The sequence below is a fragment of the Leifsonia sp. Soil_N53 genome (assembly GCF_057655165.1).
The window spans coordinates 344,083-363,619 of record NZ_JBDGMM010000064.1; the positions used below are offsets into that span (position 1 = coordinate 344,083).

The following is a 19,537-nucleotide window of genomic DNA, read 5'->3' on the forward strand; positions in this document are numbered from 1 at the left end:
GTCGGCGGACCCGGAACCGGTCACGCCGGCTTCTCCAGGAGGGCGATGAACATGGCGTCGGTCAGGTGGCGGTGCGGCCAGAGCTGGACGAAGTCGCCGTCCCCCGCGAGGTCGAGCCGCTCCTCGGCGACCGCCTGCACGATCTCTACGGTCTGCACCGGCCGGAGCGCGTCGCGGTGCCGGTCGAGGGCGTCCGCCACGACCGCGCGGGTCTCGGCGACGTGCGGGGAGCAGGTGACGTAGGCGAGGAGTCCGCCCGGCTTGAGCGCCGCCGCCGCGGAATCCAGCAGGCGCGCCTGCAGCGCGGTCAGCTCGGCCACATCGCGCGGGGTCTTCCGCCAGCGCGCCTCCGGACGCCGCCGGAGCGCGCCGAGCCCGGTGCACGGTGCGTCGAGCAGAATCCGGTCGAACGCCTCCGGCTCCTCCGCCCCGATGTCGACGCCGTCGCGCTCCCAGACCGGGACGTCGAGCGGCACGCCGGCGAGGGCGCGGCGGACCAGCTCCGCACGGGCGGGCACGAGCTCGTTCGCGACCAGGGTCGCCCCGCCCGCGAACGCCTCGGCGGCGAGCAGCGCGGCCTTGCCGCCCGGGCCGGCACACAGGTCGAGCCAGCGCTCCCCCGGCTCGATCGGCCGGGCACGCGTGAGCGCGAGCGCGGCGAGCTGCGAACCCTCGTCCTGGACGCGGAGACGGCCATCGGCGCCGGTGACGAGCCCCTGCGGGTCGCCGCCGCCCGCGGTGAACCCGACGGGCGAGAACCGGTCGGGACGCGCGCCCTCCGGCGGCTCGGCGAGGCCGGGCAGCGCGATCAGGTTGACCCGCGGGGCGGTGTTGTCGGCGTCCAGCAAGGCCTCCAGCTCGTCGCCGCGGCCCTCCGCCTCCAACGCGCGGTGGAACGCCCGCACGATCCAGGCCGGGTGCGACGTGAGCGCGGCGAAGCGCTCGTCGTCGTTGCCGGTGTCCGCGAGGACGCGCGCGCGCCACTCCTCGGGCGTCGACCGGCCGATCTCGCGGAGCACGCCGTTGACGAACCCGGTGCCGGAGCGGCTGCCGACCTGCCGGGCGAGGGCGACCGACTCGTTCACGGCCGCGTGCGAGGCCACCCGGGTCGAGAGGAGCTGGTGGGCGCCGAGCCGGAGGACGTCGAGCAGCGGCGGGTCGATCTTGTCGACGGTGCGGCCGGCGGCGCGCGCGATGACCCGGTCGTAGTAGCCCTGCATGCGCAGGGTGCCGTAGGTCAGCTCGGTGGCGAGGGCGGCGTCGGCGGGCGACAGGCCCGCCCGCGCGATCCTCCCCGGCAGCAGGAGGTTGGCGTAGGCGTCCGACTCGCGGACGGCCGAGATGACGTCGAGGGCGACCTTGCGGGACGGCTGGGCGCGGGCGCGCTCGGCGCCGCTGCGGCCGCGGCTGTGGTCGTTGTGCCTGCGGTCGTTGTGCCTGCGCTCGTTGTGCTTGTGGTCGCTCATGCCAGCACCGCCTCTCCGCCTGCGCCGCGCCACCAGTCGGCGGCGGCCATCGCGCGCTTGCCGGCCGGCTGCACCGTGATCAGTTCGAGTGGGGTGGTGCCCGTGCCCACCTGGATGCGTCCCTCGGTGTCGGCAACGACACCGGCCGGCAGCGAGAGCCCGGCCGCGGGTCGGGCGGCGTGGATCTTGAACCGCTCCCCGTCGAGCAGCGCCCAGGCGCCGGGTTCCGGCGTCACCCCGCGCAGCCGGGCGTAGACCTCCTCCACCGGCCGGTTCAGGTCGAGGTGGGCGTCGTCGATCGTCAGCTTGGGCGCGAGCACCGGCTCCCCCGACTGCGGCGTGGCCACCGCGCTGCCGTCCTCGAGGGCGGCGACGGTGTCCACCAGCAGCGACGTGCCCTCCTCGGCCAGCGAGTCGAGCAGCTCCCCCGCGGTCGCGTCGGCGGGGATCGGGCGGCGGAGCTCGGCGAACACGTCCCCGGCGTCGAGGCCTGGCACGAGCTGGAACACGGCGGCGCCGGTCTCGGCGTCGCCCGCCATCACGGCGCGCTGCACCGGCGCCGCTCCGCGCCAGCGCGGCAGCAGCGAGAAGTGCAGGTTGACCCAGCCGAGCCGTGGCGTGGAGAGCAGCGGCTCGCGGACCAGGCCGCCGTAGGCGACGATCACCCCGAGGTCGGGCTCGAGCCCCGCGACCTGGCGGGTGACGTCGTCATCGAGCCGGTTCGCCTTGATCACCGGGAGGTCGAGCTCGCTCGCGGCGTCCGCGACCGGCGACGGCGTCAGGATCCGCTTGCGCCCGAGCGGCGCATCCTCGCGGGTGATGACGGCGGCGATGTCGAAGCGTTCGGCGAGGGCGGTCAGGGAGGGGACGGCGACGGCGGGCGTGCCGGCGAAGACGAGGCGCATGTCAAGGTTCTTTCGGTCTGGTCCAGCCCCCGAGTCTACCCGCGCCACCCCCACCCCCACCCCCACCCCCACCCCCGCTCGCTGAGGGGCACGTTGTTGTCACTTCGGGGCGCCGAAAGTGACAACGACGTGCCCCTCGGCGGTGGAGACGAGGTCCGTCAGAGGATTTCGGGGTCGTCGAAGCGGACGCGTAGCGTCGGCGCCGGCCGGTAGCCGGGGCGGCCTCCCGGAGCCCGGCGGCGCTGTGTCGCGTTGCGGACGACCGTCGCGCGCACCGCAGCGGCCACTTCGGCGCCCTTCGCGTACTCGAACCGCAGGATGGCGCGTACCGTCTTCTCGTCGACCTCGGCCGGGCCGAGCACGTCGATCAGCAGCTCGGGATCGACCGCCTTCAGCACGCCGTCGACGGCATCGGGGGCGCCGGTGACGGACGCCAGGCGCACGGCCGGCGGGAAGCGCAGCTGGCGCCGGTCGGCGAGCTCCTCCCGGGCGAAGTCGACGAGGCGTCCGGTCGCGAAGTCGCGCGCGAGGTCGCCGGACACGCCGACGAGCACGGTCGGCGCACCCGCCGCGGCCAGGACTGCGGCGCTCGTCCACCAGCGCAGGCAGTCCTCCGCCACGTGCAGCGTCTCCCTGGCCAGCATCCGCTCACCGTCGAGCAGCAGCACGGCCTGGTAGCCGCCCTCGGCGATCGGCTCGGCGCCGCGGGTCGCCACCACGAGCGCAGGGGCGGACCCGACGCGCAGCACCGGGTGATCGCCGTCGGCGAGGATCACGCGCGTGCCGGGGAAGGCGCGGCCCAGCTCCTCGGCCGTCCGGCCAGAGCCCGGCGTCACCATCCGGAGCTTGGTCTGCTCGCAGCGCGAGCAGTGCCAGTCGATCGCCAGGGCGCCGCACCAGTCGCAGGACGGCGTCGCGCCGGCCCTGCGCTGCCCGAGCGGGCCGGTGCAGCGGGCGCAGCGCGCCGCCTGTCCGCAGTTCGCACAGCTCAGCACGGGCACGTAGCCGGGCCGGGCCACCTGCACGAGCACCGGGCCGGGCGGCCTCCCGCTCTCGCCGCTCAGCGCCTCCCGGGCCGCCCGCCACGCCGACGACGGGATGCGCGCCGCCCTGGCCGCCGGCTCGTCGGCGCTCTGGTTGGCGGTGAGCACGACCTTGGCCGTGTGCGACCGCTCCGGCCCGAGGTCGCGCAGCCAGCCGAGCTCGACGAGCCGCTGCGTCTCGACGCTTCGGACGAGGCCGCTCAGCACGAGCGCCCCGCCGTCCAGCTCCTGGCGCACCAGTGCGGCGTCGCGCGTGTGCACGTAGGGGCTCAGCTGCTCGGCGAGCAGCGGATCGGAGTCCTCCCAGACCGCGACGAGCCCGAGCCGGGCGGCCGGGGCGTAGACCACCGACCGGTTGCCGATCACGATGCGCGCGCCGGAGAGCGCGGCGAGGAAGCCCTTGTACCGTTCCGGGTTCGACTGCGACGCGTCCGCGCGGACCACGGCGGAGGCCGGAGCGATCGCCGCGAGCGCGGCCGCCAGCTGTTCGAGGTCGCGGTGGTCGGGCACGGCGAGGATGGCGGTGCGGCCGCCGCGCCAGGTGGCCGTCGCCAGCGCCGCGAGCGTGATGGCCCACTCCCCGACCCACGTGCCGTCCGGCAGCCTGCTCAGCCGTGGGATCGGCCGCAGGGCGATGCGCTCGCCGGCCAGGACGGCGGCCTCCACTACGCCGGCGCCGTACCCGCGCACGGGGAACGGCGCGGACTGCTCTGCAGCGACAACCCCCGCAGTCTCGGCGGGCCCAGCACCCGCGGCCTCCTGCGCCGCCAGCCACGCCTTCTCGACCCGCACCATCCGCGGCGGCACCGCCAAGCGGAGGATGTCGCTGGCCGTGCCCGCGCTGCGGTCGGCGAGCCGGCGGGCGAGCCGCCACACGGAGTCGGTGAGCACCGGAACCGGCGACACCACGGCCTCCAGCGGGCTCAGCGTGCCGGAGAACGCCTCGTCGGGCTCGGCGAGCTCCACCAGGTACCCGTCGGCGACGCGGCCGGCCGAGCGCAGCGGGACGCGCACCCGCACCCCCGGAACCGCCTGCGCGGCGAGCTCGTCCGGGACGCTGTAGTCGAACAGATGGTCGAGCTGCGGGAGCGGCGAGTCCAGGACCACACGGGCGACCGTCGCGGCCGCCGGCACCGCTACAGCCCCGCGGCGGAGCGCAGGTCGTCGACGCGGTCCAGCCGCTCCCAGGTGAAGTCGGGGAGTTCGCGGCCGAAGTGGCCGTAGGTCGCCGTCTGCGCGTAGATCGGCCGGAGCAGGTCCAGATCGCGCACGATCGCGGCCGGGCGCAGGTCGAACACCTCGCGGATGGCGCCGATGATGCGCTCGTCGGACACGGTGCCGGTGCCGAACGACTCCACGTAGAGCCCGACCGGGGCGGCCTTGCCGATCGCGTAGGCGATCTGCACCTCGAGCCGGTCGGCGAGGCCCGCCGCGACGGCGTTCTTCGCCACCCAGCGCATCGCGTACGCGGCCGAGCGGTCGACCTTCGACGGGTCCTTGCCCGAGAACGCGCCGCCGCCGTGCCGGCTCGCGCCGCCGTAGGTGTCGACGATGATCTTGCGCCCGGTGAGGCCGGCGTCGCCCTTCGGGCCGCCGATCTCGAACCGGCCGGTCGGGTTGATGAGGGTGCGGATGTGCTTGGTCTCCAGCCCAGCGGCGTGCATGACCGGGGCGATGACTTCTTCGATGACCTCGGCCTGGAGCTGCTCGCTGGAGACGTGCGGGGCGTGCTGCGTCGAGAGCACCACGGTCTCCACCGAGCGCGGCGTGTAGCCCTCGTAGCCGATGGTGACCTGCGTCTTGCCGTCCGGGCGGAGGTAGTCGAGCGTGCCGTCCTTGCGCACGGCGGCAAGACGCTCGGCGAGGCGGTGCGCCAGCCAGATCGGCAGCGGCATGTACTGCGGCGTCTCGGTGGTGGCGAACCCGAACATGATGCCCTGGTCGCCCGCGCCCTGGCGGTCGAGGTCGTCGGTGCTCTGCTCGGCGCGCGACTCGAACGCATTGTCTACGCCCTGGGCGATGTCGGGCGACTGCGCGCCGATCGAGACGGAGACGCCGCACTGTGTGCCGTCGAAGCTCACATCGGACGAGTCGTAGCCGATCTCCACGATCTTCTCGCGCACCAGGGCCGGGATCTCGACGTACCCCTTCGTCGTCACCTCACCGGCGACGTGGACCAGGCCGGTGGTGACCAGCGTCTCGACCGCGACGCGGCTGTGCGGGTCCACCGCGAGCAGGGCATCCAGGATGCTGTCGGAGATCTGGTCGCAGATCTTGTCGGGGTGTCCCTCCGTGACCGACTCTGACGTGAAGAGGCGCAGATCTGCCATTGTTCTCCCTGATCGTTGATCGCGGCGCGGAGGTTCGGGGCCAGGGATGCCGTGGCCCGGTCGAGGTCTAGACGACGACGTCCAAGATACGGTCGGCCACCGACAGCTTGCTCCCCGAGGCCTCCATCACTATATCGCCGCCCCTGCGGAGGACCACGACCTCGTTGCTCTCCGTTGCGAAGCCCTGCTCCCAGCCGACCTGGTTGAGGACGAGGAAGTCGCTGCCCTTCGCGGCGAGCTTGCTGCGGCCCAGCTCGATGAGGGTCGACGGGTCCGGCTCGGTCTCCGCGGCGAAGCCGACGACGACCTGGCCCTCGCGCTTGGCGGCGGAGAGCCCGGCGAGGATGTCCGGGTTCGCGACCAGCTCGATGGTCAGGCGGTCGCCCGCCTCGGACTTCTTGATCTTGGAGTCGCGCAGCTCGGCCGGCCGGTAGTCGGCCACGGCCGCGGTCATCACGATCAGGTCGGCCGACTGCGCCGCCGTGGTGACGGCCTCCTGCAGTTCGAGCGCGGTCTGCACCGTGACGAGCTCGACGCCCTCGGGCGGATCGACCTCCAGGTGCGCCGCGATGAGCACGACGTCGGCACCACGGGCCTGTGCGGCCGCTGCGACGGCGACGCCCTGGCGGCCGCTCGACCGGTTGCCGAGGAAGCGTACCGGGTCCAGCGGCTCGCGGGTGCCGCCCGCGGTCACGACCACGCGCTTGCCGGCGAGGTCGACTCCCCCGCGCGGTCGCCGGGAGGCCTCGTTCGCGCGGCGGCGCTCCGAGAGCACCACGACATCCGCGACGGGCTCGGGGACCGCGGAGACGGCCAGGCGCGGCGACAGGCCGGCGGCACGCAGCGCGGCGCGGACGATGACGTCGGGCTCCTCCATGCGGCCGGGCCCGGAGTCGGCGCCGGTGAGCTGGCCGGAGGCCGGGCCCACGACGGTGACGCCGCGGCTGCGCAGGGTGGCGACGTTGGCGACCGTGGCCGGGTTGCGCCACATCTCGGTGTGCATCGCCGGGGCGACGACCAGCGGGGCGGTGGAGGCCAGGACCGTGTTGCCGAGCAGGTCGTCGGCGATGCCGGCGGCGAGCTTCGCGAGCGTGTTCGCCGTCGCCGGTGCGATCACGATGAGGTCGGCGGACTGGCCGATGGCGACGTGCCGCACCTCGGCGACGCCCTCGTAGAGGTCGGTCGCCACCGGGTTGCGGCTGATCGCCTCGAGCGTCGGCCGGCCGACGAACCGCAGCGCGGCCTCCGTCGCCACCACGTGCACCGAGTGTCCTTCGAGGACCAGCGCGCGGATGACGCCGACGGCTTTGTACGCGGCGATGCCGCCGGTCACTCCGACGACGACGGTCAATCGTGGGCTCACGGCGGCATCTCCTCACACGCCGGGCGCACCCGGCTGCGGTCGTACGTTTCGCGCTGTGTCAGCGAATCTGTTGCGGCGGCTCTCTGTCTGCCGGGCGATCCGGGGAGGTTACTCCGCGGCGAGCGGCTTGATGACGAGCTTGTCCTCGTTGATCTCGTGCAGGGCGACCGAGAGCGGCTTGTCGTCGACGGACGAGTCGACCAGCGGGCCGACGTTGTCGAACAGGCTGCCCTCGTGCAGGTCGGCGTAGTAGTCGTTGATCTGGCGCGCGCGCTTGGACGCGAAGATGACCAGCGCGTACTTGGACTCGACGCGGGCCAGGAGTTCGTCGATGGGCGGGTCGATGATGCCGTTGTTGGTGGTTGCCATGCGGAAACCCTCTCTCTCATGCTCCCGGCTCGTGGTGCGAGGCGCGGAAATCTGCGGGTGGCGCCGGACGTGGCGCGACATGTCCTGTCAGAGACTGGCGGTCTACGGGCGCGACGGCGCCGCGCGGACCTTCATCAAGTCTACGACCTCCCGAGCGGCCTCAGCGACGGTGTGGTTGACCACACGGTAGTCGAACTCGTCCTGGGCTGCCAATTCCACCTTCGCGGTCTCGAGCCGGCGCTGCTGCTCCGCGGCCTCTTCGGTGCCGCGGCCGATCAGGCGGCGGACCAGCTCATCCCAGGTCGGCGGCAGCAGGAAGATCAGCCGCGCCTCCGGCATCGACTCGCGCACCTGGCGCGCGCCCTGGAGGTCGATCTCCAGCAGGACGCTCCTGCCCTGGTCGAGCGCTGCCTCGATCGGGGCGCGCGGCGTGCCGTAGCGGTAGGCGTTGTGCACCGTGGCGTGCTCCAGGAGCTCGCCTGCCTCGATCATCCGGTCGAACTCGGCGTCGTCGACGAAGTAGTAGTTGACGCCGTCCACCTCGCCGGGCCGCGGCGCACGCGTGGTCGCGGAGACCGACAGCAGCACGTCGGGGTAGTTCTCGCGGATGTAGGTGGAGACCGTTCCCTTGCCGACCGCGGTCGGGCCGGCGAGCACCACGAGCTGGTTGCGCCGGCGGCCGGCGCGGTTCTCGCGGTCGATCAGGAACTCGCGCAGCTTGAGCCGCTGGTGCCTGCCGAGCCCGCCGAGCCGTTTGGCCGGCGAGATGGCGAGCCGCTGCAGAGCCTCCTGCATCTTGGTGCTACCGATCGCGGGCACGCTCAGCAGGAACTCGGTGACGCGCAGCCGGCCTTCGACGCCGTCCGGCGCGGCGGTCGCGTGGTCGAGCACGACCAGCGGCGAGATCTCGCGTGCGGCGATGGCGTTCTTGACGGCGGCGCGCGCACGGCGGGCGGCGACGGCGGCCGCGGAGGCCGCGGTCCGGTCGACGTCGGGCGGCGCGGGGCGGCGCGAGGGCGTGGTGGTGTCGCTGGTCGGCTCAGCCATGGCTGGCGCGCACCTCCTCCGCGCGGCGCGCGACCGCACCGGCCAGACCGTCCGGGCCCGCGCTCAGCAGCCCGCGCGACTCGCTCACGATCACTCCGGGCGCGAACGCCCCGAAGATCCGCTCCACGTCGGCCACCCGGGCGCCCTGGTGGCCGAAGCCGGGCGCGAGCACCGGGGCGGCCGGCGCCACCGGGTCCGCCGTGTCGATCCCGTAGTCGCCCAGGGCGACCGTGGCGCCCAGCACCAGGCCGACGGTGCCGAAAGGATGCGGAGGCTGCTCCTGGTTGAACGCGTGCACGTCTTCGATGATCGCACGGGCGACCGTCATGCCGGCGCGCGGGCCGTCCGCGACGACCGCCTGCTGGATGGCGGCGGCCTCCGGGTTGGAGGTCGCCGCGAGCACGAACAGGCCCTTGCCCGTCGCCTCGGCCAGCCGCATCGGCTCGGCGATCGAGCCGACGCCCTGGAAGGCCGCGATGGTCATGGCGTCGGCCTCCAGCGGCGAGCCGGGGGTCAGCCACGCCTCGGCGTAGGCCGCGACGCTCGTGCCGATGTCGCCGCGCTTGGCGTCGGCGACGACCAGGAGGCCGGCGTCGCGCGCGGCTCGGATGACGTCCTCCAGAGCCGCGTAGCCCGCCGAGCCGTAGCGCTCGAAGAACGCGACCTGCGGCTTCACGATCCCGGCCCGGCCGGCGACGGCCTCCACCGCGCGCAAGCCGAACTCGCGCACGCCGTCGGCCGTCGCCGGCAGGCCCCAGTCCGCCAGCAGGTGCGCGTGCGGGTCGATGCCGACGCACAGGCGGCCGCGCGCGTCGAACGCGGCGGCCAGCCTGTCGCCGAACGACACGGCGCTCCCGCCCGTCACGCCCGCGCGGCCCTCTGCCGTGCGTACTCCTGCAACGACGTCACCTCGAAGCCCTCGCGCACCGCGTCGAGCGACGCGACGGCGGCGCTCAGCTCGGCGATCGTGGTGAACAGCGGCTTGTCGCCGGCCACCGCCGCGGCGCGGATCTCGTACCCGTCCGCACGGGCGGAGCGGCCGCTCGGCGTGTTGATGACGACGTCCACCTCGTTGCGGGTGATGAGCCCGACGACCGAGTCCTCCTCCGGCGCCTCGCTGAACTTGCGCACGATGCCGGCGGCGATGCCGTTGCGGTTGAGCACCTCCGCGGTGCCCTCCGTCGCGACGATGTCGTAGCCGAGCTGCTTCAGCCGGAGCACCGGGAGGACGATCGCGCGCTTGTCGCGGTCGGAGACCGAGACGAACACGGTGCCCTTCAGCGGCATCCCGCCGTAGGCCGCGGCCTGGCTCTTGGCGAACGCGGTCGGGAAGTCGCGGTCGATGCCCATTACCTCGCCGGTCGAGCGCATCTCCGGGCCGAGGACGGAGTCCACGATCTTGCCCTCGCGGGTGCGGAAGCGCTTGAACGGGAGCACGGCCTCCTTGACCGCGACCGGCGAGTCCATCGGGATGACCGAGCCGTCGGTCTCCGGCAGCAGGCCCTCCTCGATCAGCCCGGCGACGGTGTCGCCGACCATGATCCGCGACGCGGCCTTGGCGAGCGGGATGCCGAGCGCCTTCGAGACGAACGGCACGGTCCGCGACGCGCGCGGGTTGGCCTCCAGCACATAGAGCACACCCGCGCCGATGGCGAACTGCACGTTCAGCAGGCCGCGCACGCCGATGCCCTCGGCGATCTTCAGCGTGGCCTCGCGCACCCGGTCGATCTCGCGGCGGCCCAGCGTGATCGGCGGCAGGGTGCAGCTCGAGTCGCCGGAGTGGATGCCGGCCTCCTCGATGTGCTCCATCACGCCGCCGATGTAGAGCCGCTCGCCGTCGAACAGGGCGTCGACGTCGATCTCGATCGCGTCGTCCAGGAACCGGTCGACCAGCAGCGGGTGCGACGGGCCGACGATGCCCTGACCCGCGACGCGCTCGAAGTAGTCCGCGAGCGAGGCGGTGTCGTAGACGATCTCCATGCCGCGGCCGCCGAGCACGAAGCTGGGGCGCACCAGCACCGGGTAGCCGATCTGCTCCGCGGCGTGCGCGGCGCTCGGGAAGTCGATCGCGGTGCCGTTGCGCGGCGCCAGCAGGCCGGCGTTCTCCAGGATCTCGGCGAACAGGCCGCGCTCCTCCGCCAGGTCGATCGCCTCGGGCGTGGTGCCGAGAATCGGTACGCCCGCCGCCTCCAGCCCCTTGGCGAGGCCGAGGGCGGTCTGGCCGCCGAGCTGCACGACCACGCCGACCAGCTCGCCGGACTGCGACTCGGCGTGGATGACCTCCAGCACGTCCTCCAGCGTCAGCGGCTCGAAGTACAGGCGGTCGGAGGTGTCGTAGTCGGTCGAGACCGTCTCCGGGTTGCAGTTGATCATGATCGTCTCGAACCCGGCGTCGTGCAGCGCGAACGACGCGTGCACGCACGAGTAGTCGAACTCGACGCCCTGGCCGATGCGGTTCGGGCCGGAGCCGAGGATGACGACCTTGCGGCTGTCGCTCGGGGCGACCTCGGTCTCCTCGTCGTAGCTGGAGTAGTGGTACGGCGTGAGCGCCGGGAACTCGCCCGCGCAGGTGTCCACCGTCTTGTAGACCGGGCGCACGCCGAGGATGTGCCGCACCTCGCGCACGTCCGCCTCGCCGAAGCCGCGCAGCTCGCCGATCTGGGCGTCCGAGAAGCCGTGGTCCTTGGCGTAGCGGAGGGTGTCGGTGTCGAGCGTCTCGGCGTCGCGGAGCTGCTCGGCGACCTCGTTGATCAGCACGATCTGGTCGATGAACCAGGGGTCGATCTTGGTGGCCTCGAACACCTGCTCCGGCGTCGCGCCCAGGCGCAGCGCCTGCTGGACGTCCACGATCCGGCCGTCCGTCGGCGTCGCGATCGACTCCAGCAGCTGCTCCACGGTGCGGGACTCCTGGCCCCAGTGGAACGACGAGCCGCGCTTCTCCAGCGAGCGCAGCGCCTTCTGCAGCGCGCTCGTGAAGCTGCGGCCGATCGCCATCGCCTCGCCCACCGACTTCATGGTGGTGGTCAGCGTCGGGTCGGCGGCAGGGAACTTCTCGAACGCGAACCGCGGCACCTTGACCACGACGTAGTCGAGCGTCGGCTCGAAGCTCGCCGGGGTCACCCGGGTGATGTCGTTGGGGATCTCGTCGAGCCGGTAGCCGATCGCGAGCTTCGCGGCGATCTTCGCGATCGGGAAGCCGGTGGCCTTCGACGCCAGCGCCGACGACCGCGAGACGCGCGGGTTCATCTCGATGACGATGATCCGGCCGTTCTCCGGGTCCACCGCGAACTGGATGTTGCAGCCGCCGGTGTCGACGCCGACCGCGCGGATGATGTCGATGCCGATGTCGCGCAGCTTCTGGTACTCGCGGTCGGTCAGCGTCAGCGCGGGCGCGACGGTGATCGAGTCGCCGGTGTGCACGCCGACCGGGTCGACGTTCTCGATCGAGCAGACGACCACCGTGTTGTCGGAGGTGTCGCGCATCAGCTCGAGCTCGTACTCCTTCCAGCCGAGGATCGACTCCTCGAGCAGGACCTCGCTGGTCGGGCTCTGGTGGATGCCGTCGCCGGCGATGCGGCGCAGGTCATCCGGCGTGTAGGCGAAGCCCGAGCCGAGGCCGCCCATGGTGAACGACGGGCGGACGACCAGCGGGTAGCCGAGGTCCTCGGCGAACTCCAGGGCCTCCTCGACGGTGTGCGCGATGTGCGAGCGCGCCACCTCGGCGCCGGCGGCGATCACCAGGTCTTTGAAGATCTGGCGGTCCTCGCCCTTCTGGATGGCCTCGAACTTCGCGCCGATCAGCTCGACGCCGTACTTCTCCAGGATGCCGTGCTCGTGCAGCTGCATGGCCGCGTTGAGCGCGGTCTGGCCGCCCAGGGTCGGCAGGATCGCGTCCGGCTTCTCCTTGGCGATGATGGTCTCGATGACCTCCCAGGTGATCGGCTCGACGTAGGTGGCGTCGGCGAAGTCGGGGTCGGTCATGATGGTGGCCGGGTTGGAGTTGACCAGGATGACACGCACGCCTTCCTGCTTCAGCACCCGGCACGCCTGGGTGCCCGAGTAGTCGAACTCGCAGGCCTGGCCGATGACGATCGGGCCGGACCCGATGACCAGGACGGAGTGGATGTCGTCGCGCTTGGGCATCAGTCGGTGCCTTCCTGGGTCTGGTCGTCGTTCGAGCCGGCCTCACGTGCGTGAATCATTTCCAGGAACCGGTCGAAGAGGTAGTTGGCGTCGTGCGGGCCGGCCGCGGCCTCCGGGTGGTACTGCACGCTGAACGCGTCGATGTCGAGGCAGTTCAGGCCCTCCACGACGTTGTCGTTGAGGCTGAAGTGGCTGACCTCCACCTGGCCGAAGCCGGCCGGCGAGTCGAAGGTCGCGTCGATCGGCGCCTTGACCGCGAAGCCGTGGTTCTGGGCGGTGATCTCCACCCGGCCGGTGCGCTTGTCGAGCACGGGCTGGTTGATCCCGCGGTGGCCGAACGGCAGTTTGTAGGTCGTCAGGCCGAGCGCGCGGCCGAGGAGCTGGTTGCCGAAGCAGATGCCGAAGTACGGCAGCCCGGCGCGCAGCGTCTCCTGGAGCAGAGCGACATGCTTGTCGGAGGCCTGCGGGTCGCCGGGGCCGTTCGAGAAGAACAGCGCGGACGGCTTCAGGCTGAGCACGTGCTCGGCGGTCACCTGCTGCGGGAGGACGTGCACGTCCAGCCCGCGCGCGGCGAGGTTGTCGAGCGTGGACTTCTTGACGCCCAGGTCGAGCACCGCGACCGAGCCGACGCGCTCCCCGACCGCGGGGACCGTGTACGGCTCGACGGTGGAGACCTCGGCCGACAGGTTGCGGCCGGACATCTTCGCGCCGGAGAGCACCAGCTCGAGCTGCTCGGAGTCGCTCAGCCCGAAGTCGCCGCCGGAGAAGATCCCGGCGCGCATGGCGCCCGTCGAGCGGATGTGGCGGGTCACGGCGCGGGTGTCGATGCCGCTGATGCCGACGACGCCCTGCTCGACGAGGTCGTCGTCCAGGCTGCGCTGAGCGCGGAAGTTGGACACCACCCGGCTGGGCTCGCGGACGACGAAGCCGTCCACCCAGATCCGGCGGGACTCCATGTCCTCGTCGTTCGTGCCGGTATTGCCGATGTGCGGCGCCGTCATCAGGACGATCTGCCCCGCGTACGACGGGTCGGTCAGGGTCTCCTGGTAGCCGGTCATGCCGGTGGCGAAGACCGCCTCGCCGAGCGTCCGCCCGCGGGCGCCGTAGGCCCGGCCCACGTAGCGCTTCCCGTCTTCGAGGACGAGCACGGCAGGTTCTGCTGCAGCCACGTCACACCTCCCAATCTTCGGGGTTAGTACTGTCCGTTGTTGCCTCGGGCGTCGAACCGCCCGGGAGGATGTCTTCCACGGCCGCGGTCAGGAGGCCGCGGCCGGCCGGGTCCACGACCCGGAAGTAGCTGTCGGCGGCCGCGCCGCCGCTGGTGGTCCAGCCGAGCCGGAGCAGGCCGTCCCGCTCCACGACCCGGTCGATCGTGACCGTCGCCGCGCCGACGCCGGTGAGCGCCGACGCCGGGATGAAGACCGGCTGCTCCCCCGTCACGCGCAGCTGCACGCCGTCGGCGGAGACCTCGACGGTGCCCTTGCCGCGATACGACAACCCGGGCAGCGCCAGGCGCTCCAGGGACTCGCCGGCCTTGGTCGTCGCGACGTAGAGCACGTCGGAGGCCGCGGTCACCGCCGCCGCCGTCGCCGGCGCCGGGTAGCCGCCGCCCGCCGGGGCGTCGCGCCGCACGCGCCGGCGCCAGCCGACCAGCGCGAGCGCCAGCACGACGATGACGACGAGCAGGATGCCGATGGTGGGCAGGAGCTTATCCACGTGCGGCCTCCAGCTCCTCGACCACGGCACCGTCGAGCACGGTCGCGTAGCCGCGGTGGAAGGTCGCCAGCACCCGTCCGGGCAGCGTCATCGACAGGTAGGGCGAGTTGACGCCCTTGCCCGCGAGGTCGCCGGTCGTGAACTCCCGCGAGGCCGTCGGGTCGTAGAGGAACAGCTCGGCAGGCGAGCCGGTCTCCAGCGGGAGGCCGTGGCCGTCCAGGCGGCCGATGCGGGCCGGAGTCGCCGAGAGCACCCGGGCGATGTCCGTCCAGCCGAGCAGACCGTTGTCGACCACAGAGGCCTGCACGACCGAGAGTGCGGATTCCAGCCCCACCATCCCGAAGGCCGCAGCGTCCCACTCGCAGTCCTTGGACTCCACCGGGTGCGGCGCGTGGTCGGTGGCGACGATGTCGATCGTCCCGTCCGCGAGGCCGGCGCGCAGCGCCTCCACGTCCTCCGCGCGGCGCAGCGGAGGGTTCACCTTGTAGCGGGAGTCGTACCCGGAGGCGAGCTCCTCGGTCAGCAGCAGGTGGTGCGGCGTCACCTCGGCCGTGACGTCGACGCCGCGCGCCTTCGCCCAGCGGATGACGTCGACCGAGCCGGCCGTCGACACGTGGCAGACATGCAGGCGGGAGCCGACGTGCTCGGCGAGGAGCACATCACGGGCGATGATCGACTCCTCGGCCACGGCCGGCCAGCCGGTCAGGCCGAGCTCGCCGGACAGCGCGCCCTCGTTCATCTGGGCGCCCTCGGTGAGCCGCGGCTCCTGCGCGTGCTGCGCGATCACACCGCCGAACGCCTTGACGTACTCCAGGGCCCGGCGCATCAGCAGCGGGTCGGACACGCACTTTCCGTCGTCGGAGAAGACCCGCACCTTGGCGCGGGAGTCGGCCATCGCGCCGAGCTCGGCGAGCTGCTCGCCCGCGAGGCCGACGGTCACGGCGCCGATCGGCTGCACGGTCGCGTAGCCCGCGGCCTCACCGAGCCGGAGCACCTGCTCCACGACGCCGGCGGTGTCGGCGACCGGGGAGGTGTTCGCCATCGGGAAGACCGCGGTGAAGCCTCCCGCCGCCGCGGCGCGCGTGCCGGTGAGGACAGTCTCGCTCTGCTCGTAGCCGGGCTCGCGCAGGTGGGTGTGCAGGTCGACCAGGCCGGGGAGGGCGATCAGGCCGTCCGCGTCGATCACGGTCGCGCCCGCGTCGGACGCATCCCGGCCGGTGGCGGCGATCCGGCCGCCGGCGAGGAGCAGGTCGGTGCGGCTTCCGTCGGCCAGAGTCGCGCCGCGGATCAAGAACTTCTGCGTCGCACTCTCGCTCATCGCACACCACCATCGTTCATCGTCTGGGAACTGTTGTCGCCTCCGGACAGCAGCAGGTACAGCGCGGCCATTCGCACGGACACGCCGTTGGCGACCTGCTCCCGCACCGTCGACCGCGGCGAGTCGGCGGCGGCCGCCGAGATCTCCAGCCCGCGGTTCATCGGTCCCGGGTGCATCACAATGCTATCGGCCCCGAGACGCGCCAGCCGTTCGTCGTCGAGGCCCCAGCGCCGCGCGTACTCGCGCTCGGACGGGAAGTAGGCCGCGCGCATCCGCTCGCCCTGGATGCGGAGCATCATCACGACGTCGGGCCGGGCGTCGATCGCCGCGTCCAGGTCGTAGCCGATGGCGGCCGGCCAGCTCGACACGTCGACCGGCAGGAGCGTCGGCGGGGCGACCAGGTCCACTCGCGCGCCGAGCGTCTGCAGCAGCCACACGTTGGACCGGGCCACCCGCGAGTGCAGGATGTCGCCGACGATGGTCACCGTCACGCCGTCGAGGTCGCGGCCGCGGGAGGCGCGGCCGTGCAGCCGGCGCCGCATGGTGAAGGCGTCGAGCAGCGCCTGGGTCGGGTGCTCGTGGGTGCCGTCGCCGGCGTTGAGCACGCCCGCGTCGATCCAGCCGCTGGTCGCCAGGGTCAACGGCGCCCCGGAGGCGCTGTGCCGCACGACGACCGCGTCCGCGCCCATCGCCGCCAGCGTCTGCGCGGTGTCCTTCAGGCTCTCGCCCTTGGAGACGCTGGACCCCTTGGCGGAGAAGTTGATGACGTCCGCCGACAGCCGCTTCGCCGCCGCCTCGAACGAGATGCGCGTGCGGGTGGAGTCCTCGAAGAACAGGTTGACGACCGTCTTGCCGCGCAGCGTCGGGAGCTTCTTGACCTCGCGGTCCTGCACGTCCGCCATGTCCTCGGCGACGTCGAGCAGGGTGATCGCGTCGCCGCGCGACAGGGTCTTGGTGCTCAGCAGGTGCCTCATGCCGACGCCTCCTCGATCGTCACGGACTCCTCGCCGTCGACCTCGTCGAGCCGCACGAAGATCCGCTCGGACGCCGCCGACGGCAGGTTCTTGCCGACGAAGTCCGCGCGGATCGGCAGCTCGCGGTGGCCGCGGTCGACCAGCACGGCGAGCCGGACGGCCCGGGGCCTGCCCAGGTCGCTGAGCGCGTCGAGCGCGGCCCGGATGGTGCGGCCGGAGAACAGCACGTCGTCCACCAGGACCACGGTCCGCCCGTCGATCGGCCCCGGCAGCGAGGTCGGCTGCGGCGCCCGGGTGGGATGCCGCGACAGATCGTCGCGGTACATCGTCACGTCGAGCGAGCCGACGATGTCGTCGGGCGACGCGACCGAGTCCGGCTCGATCCGCTGGATGTTCTCGGCGATCCGCCGGGCGAGGACGACGCCGCGCGTCGGGATGCCCAGGATCACCAGGTCGTTCGTTCCCCGGTTGGACTCCAGGATCTCGTGGGAGATCCGAGTCAACGCCCGGGCGATGTCAGCCTGCTGCAGCACGGTACGCGCTGTCATGCCGACCTCCTTCCCCGCCTCGCAGGACGGCTGTTAAAGGATGCCAATTGGGTCGAGCCTAGCAGGGACTCCGGCGCTCACCGACCGAGGAAGCTCGCGAACTCCTTCTCGTCGCTGATCGACCCGGTGTACTGCTTGCCGTTCACGATGACCGTCGGCGTGCCCTGGATGTTGTCGAGCACCTTCGTGCCGTCGACCTCGATCGGACCGGTCTGGGAGTGGGCGGTGTTGGCCTGCGCCCACGCCTGGTACGGGCCGCTGCGGTCGATGCAGTCGCCGATGTCCGCGATGCCGAGGTCGGTCGCGAGCTTGGCGAGCTCCGTGTCGGTCAGTCCGCTGGAGTTCTCCTCGGGCTGGTTCGTGAACAGCGCCTGGTAGTAGTCGAGCGCCCGCTCCGGGTCGTGCACGGCCACGCAGACGAGCGCCGCGGCCGCGCGCGTGGAGTAGCCGGTGCCGTTCGAGGCCCGGTCCAGGAACGTCAGCGGGTGCAGCCGGAGGGTGATCGAATCGTCTGCGACGGCCTTCGCCAGCGTCTCGCCGTTCGTCTTCTCGAAGGCGCCGCACACCGGGCACATCGCGTCGAACCAGATGTCGACCTTCTTCGAGCCGGACCCCGCCGAGATGAAACCGCCGTCGAAGTTGGCGGCGCCGTCGGTCCCGGTGGCCGGCTTGGCGGTCGCGACCGGGACGTTCGAGTTGCCGCCGAGCAGCGAGCAGGAGGCGACGCCCGCGGTCACCGCGACCGCCAGGGCGACAGCGGCGACGATCCGGCGGAGCCGGCGCGTCGCACTCATGCGCGCTGCGGCCGGTTCTGCGCGATCTTCGCCAGCAGGCCGTTCACGAATCCGGCGGAGTCGTCCGTCGACAGCACGGTCGCGGCCTCCACGGCCTCCGAGATCGCCACGCCGTCCGGCACCTCGTCGTTGAACAGCAGCTCCCAGACGCCGATGCGCAGGATGGCGCGGTCGACGGCGGGCATGCGCGCCAGCGTCCAGCCCTGCGCGTACGTCTCGATCTGCTCGTCGATCTCGTCCTGGTGGTCGATCACGCCGTCCACGATCTCGCGCGCGTACAGCCAGGAGGCCTCACGAGTCGGCTCGTTGGCGGCGCGCTCCGCCTCGGTGGCCAGCGCCTGCGGCAGGGTCAGCTGGCGCAGGTCGGCGCTGAACAGCACATCGAGCGCGCGCTTGCGCGCCTTGGTCCGGGCGCTCACTAGTCGTTGACGCGGCCGAGGTAGTCGCCGGTGCGGGTGTCGACCTTGACCTTGGTGCCGGTCTCGAGGAACAGCGGGACCTGGATCTGGTAGCCGGTCTCCACGGTCGCCGGCTTGGTGCCGCCGGTGGAGCGGTCGCCCTGCAGGCCGGGCTCGGTGTAGGTGATCTCCAGGACGACCGAGGCGGGCAGCTCGACGTAGAGCGGCGAGCCCTCGTGCAGCGCGACCGTCACGTTCTGGTTCTCCAGCATGAAGTTGGCGGCGTCGGCGACGACCGTGCCGCTGATGGTGATCTGGTCGTAGTCGCTGGTGTCCATGAAGACGAAGTCGGCGCCGTCCTGGTACAGGTACTGGTACTCGCGGCGGTCGACGTTGGTGATGTCGATCTTCGCCCCGGCGTTGTAGGTGCGGTCGACGGTCTTGCCGGTCGTGACGTTCTTCAGCTTCGTGCGGACGAACGCTCCACCCTTGCCCGGCTTGACGTGCTGGAACTCGATGACGCTCCAGAGCTGTCCGTCGATGTTGAGGACGATGCCGTTCTTGATGTCAGCGGTCGATGCCATGCCAGAGTTCCATTCGGTTTGCGGAAGATTCGGGTGGATCCGGCGCCCCTCGCCGTCCACGACGGGCCCGGCGTACGGAGCCCCAGAAGATTCTAGACGTCAGCGCGCGTTTCGGCGAATGAACGCCAGAGCGAGCCGGTACGACTCGAACCCGAAACCGGCGATGACACCGGTCGAGACCGCGCTGATCACACTGGTGTGCCGGAACTCCTCGCGGGCGTGCGGGTTGGACAGGTGCACCTCGATGACGGTGCCGCCGGCCTTCGTCACGAGCGAGACCGCATCCCGCAGCGCGTAGGAGTAGTGGGTCCACGCGCCCGCGTTGAGGATGACCGGGGCGCCGGAGTCCGCGGCCTCGTGCAGCCAGCCGAGCAACTCCCCCTCGACGTCGGTCTGGCGGAGGTCGATCACCGCGTCGGGGGCGTCGCGCTGCAGTTCCGCGCGGAGGTCGTCGAGCGTTCCCGCGCCGTAGACGTCCGGCTCGCGGGTGCCGAGCCGGCCGAGGTTGGGACCGTTCAGGACGAGGACTGCACTCATGC

Annotated in this window: 18 protein-coding genes; all 18 read right to left on the reverse strand. The window is 72.2% G+C overall.

Annotated features, from left to right (window positions below; translation table 11 throughout):
• Nucleotides 1-20: 20 nt before the first annotated feature.
• A complete protein-coding gene (locus tag AC3A3H_RS15145; protein WP_487615368.1) occupies nucleotides 21-1,466 on the reverse strand; it encodes an RsmB/NOP family class I SAM-dependent RNA methyltransferase in 1,446 nt (481 codons plus the stop codon).
• Nucleotides 1,463-2,371, reverse strand: coding sequence for a methionyl-tRNA formyltransferase (gene fmt, locus AC3A3H_RS15150; protein ID WP_487615369.1), 909 nt, complete (start codon nucleotides 2,369-2,371; stop codon nucleotides 1,463-1,465). The genes AC3A3H_RS15145 and fmt overlap by 4 nt, the downstream gene beginning before the upstream one ends.
• 158 nt (nucleotides 2,372-2,529) lie before the next feature.
• Nucleotides 2,530-4,548 (reverse strand): primosomal protein N' family DNA-binding protein, encoded by a 2,019-nt coding sequence (locus tag AC3A3H_RS15155; RefSeq protein WP_487615370.1) that lies wholly within the window; start codon nucleotides 4,546-4,548, stop codon nucleotides 2,530-2,532.
• A gap of 2 nt (nucleotides 4,549-4,550) precedes the next feature.
• Nucleotides 4,551-5,744 (reverse strand): methionine adenosyltransferase, encoded by a 1,194-nt coding sequence (metK, locus tag AC3A3H_RS15160; protein ID WP_487615371.1) that lies wholly within the window; start codon nucleotides 5,742-5,744, stop codon nucleotides 4,551-4,553.
• A gap of 67 nt (nucleotides 5,745-5,811) precedes the next feature.
• Nucleotides 5,812-7,095: a bifunctional phosphopantothenoylcysteine decarboxylase/phosphopantothenate synthase gene (locus AC3A3H_RS15165; RefSeq protein ID WP_487615473.1), complete on the reverse strand. Its 1,284-nt coding sequence runs from the start codon at nucleotides 7,093-7,095 to the stop codon at nucleotides 5,812-5,814.
• Nucleotides 7,096-7,215: 120 nt separating this feature from the next.
• Nucleotides 7,216-7,476: a DNA-directed RNA polymerase subunit omega gene (rpoZ, locus tag AC3A3H_RS15170; RefSeq protein ID WP_370053719.1), complete on the reverse strand. Its 261-nt coding sequence runs from the start codon at nucleotides 7,474-7,476 to the stop codon at nucleotides 7,216-7,218.
• A 102-nt stretch (nucleotides 7,477-7,578) separates the two neighbouring features.
• Nucleotides 7,579-8,523, reverse strand: a complete 945-nt coding sequence (gmk, locus tag AC3A3H_RS15175) for a guanylate kinase (protein ID WP_487615372.1) — start codon at nucleotides 8,521-8,523, stop codon at nucleotides 7,579-7,581.
• On the reverse strand, nucleotides 8,516-9,388 hold the full coding sequence (pyrF, locus tag AC3A3H_RS15180; protein ID WP_487615373.1) for an orotidine-5'-phosphate decarboxylase: 873 nt from the start codon (nucleotides 9,386-9,388) through the stop codon (nucleotides 8,516-8,518). The genes gmk and pyrF overlap by 8 nt, the downstream gene beginning before the upstream one ends.
• Complete coding sequence (gene carB, locus AC3A3H_RS15185; protein WP_487615374.1) at nucleotides 9,385-12,666, reverse strand: carbamoyl-phosphate synthase large subunit; 3,282 nt, start codon at nucleotides 12,664-12,666, stop codon at nucleotides 9,385-9,387. Before carB ends, pyrF begins: the two co-directional genes overlap by 4 nt.
• Nucleotides 12,666-13,835 carry a glutamine-hydrolyzing carbamoyl-phosphate synthase small subunit gene (gene carA / locus AC3A3H_RS15190; RefSeq protein WP_487615375.1) on the reverse strand — a complete coding sequence of 390 codons (1,170 nt, stop codon included), beginning with the start codon at nucleotides 13,833-13,835 and terminating at the stop codon, nucleotides 12,666-12,668. Before carA ends, carB begins: the two co-directional genes overlap by 1 nt.
• 1 nt (nucleotide 13,836) lies before the next feature.
• Nucleotides 13,837-14,382, reverse strand: a complete 546-nt coding sequence (locus tag AC3A3H_RS15195; protein WP_487615376.1) for a PH-like domain-containing protein — start codon at nucleotides 14,380-14,382, stop codon at nucleotides 13,837-13,839.
• Entirely contained in the window at nucleotides 14,375-15,700 is a 1,326-nt protein-coding gene (locus tag AC3A3H_RS15200; RefSeq protein WP_487615377.1) for a dihydroorotase, read from the reverse strand. Before AC3A3H_RS15200 ends, AC3A3H_RS15195 begins: the two co-directional genes overlap by 8 nt.
• Nucleotides 15,697-16,674, reverse strand: coding sequence for an aspartate carbamoyltransferase catalytic subunit (locus AC3A3H_RS15205; RefSeq protein ID WP_487615378.1), 978 nt, complete (start codon nucleotides 16,672-16,674; stop codon nucleotides 15,697-15,699). Before AC3A3H_RS15205 ends, AC3A3H_RS15200 begins: the two co-directional genes overlap by 4 nt.
• Nucleotides 16,671-17,222 carry a bifunctional pyr operon transcriptional regulator/uracil phosphoribosyltransferase PyrR gene (pyrR, locus tag AC3A3H_RS15210; RefSeq protein ID WP_487615379.1) on the reverse strand — a complete coding sequence of 184 codons (552 nt, stop codon included), beginning with the start codon at nucleotides 17,220-17,222 and terminating at the stop codon, nucleotides 16,671-16,673. The genes AC3A3H_RS15205 and pyrR overlap by 4 nt, the downstream gene beginning before the upstream one ends.
• Nucleotides 17,223-17,299: 77 nt before the next feature.
• The gene (locus AC3A3H_RS15215; protein WP_487615380.1) at nucleotides 17,300-18,016 is read right to left on the reverse strand and encodes a DsbA family protein; all 717 of its coding nucleotides are present in this window, start codon (nucleotides 18,014-18,016) and stop codon (nucleotides 17,300-17,302) included.
• Nucleotides 18,013-18,435, reverse strand: coding sequence for a transcription antitermination factor NusB (nusB, locus tag AC3A3H_RS15220; protein WP_487615381.1), 423 nt, complete (start codon nucleotides 18,433-18,435; stop codon nucleotides 18,013-18,015). The genes AC3A3H_RS15215 and nusB overlap by 4 nt, the downstream gene beginning before the upstream one ends.
• Nucleotides 18,435-18,998, reverse strand: coding sequence for an elongation factor P (efp, locus tag AC3A3H_RS15225; RefSeq protein WP_487615382.1), 564 nt, complete (start codon nucleotides 18,996-18,998; stop codon nucleotides 18,435-18,437). Before efp ends, nusB begins: the two co-directional genes overlap by 1 nt.
• Before the next feature lie 99 nt (nucleotides 18,999-19,097).
• The gene (locus tag AC3A3H_RS15230) at nucleotides 19,098-19,535 is read right to left on the reverse strand and encodes a type II 3-dehydroquinate dehydratase (protein ID WP_487615383.1); all 438 of its coding nucleotides are present in this window, start codon (nucleotides 19,533-19,535) and stop codon (nucleotides 19,098-19,100) included.
• Nucleotides 19,536-19,537 lie beyond the last annotated feature (2 nt).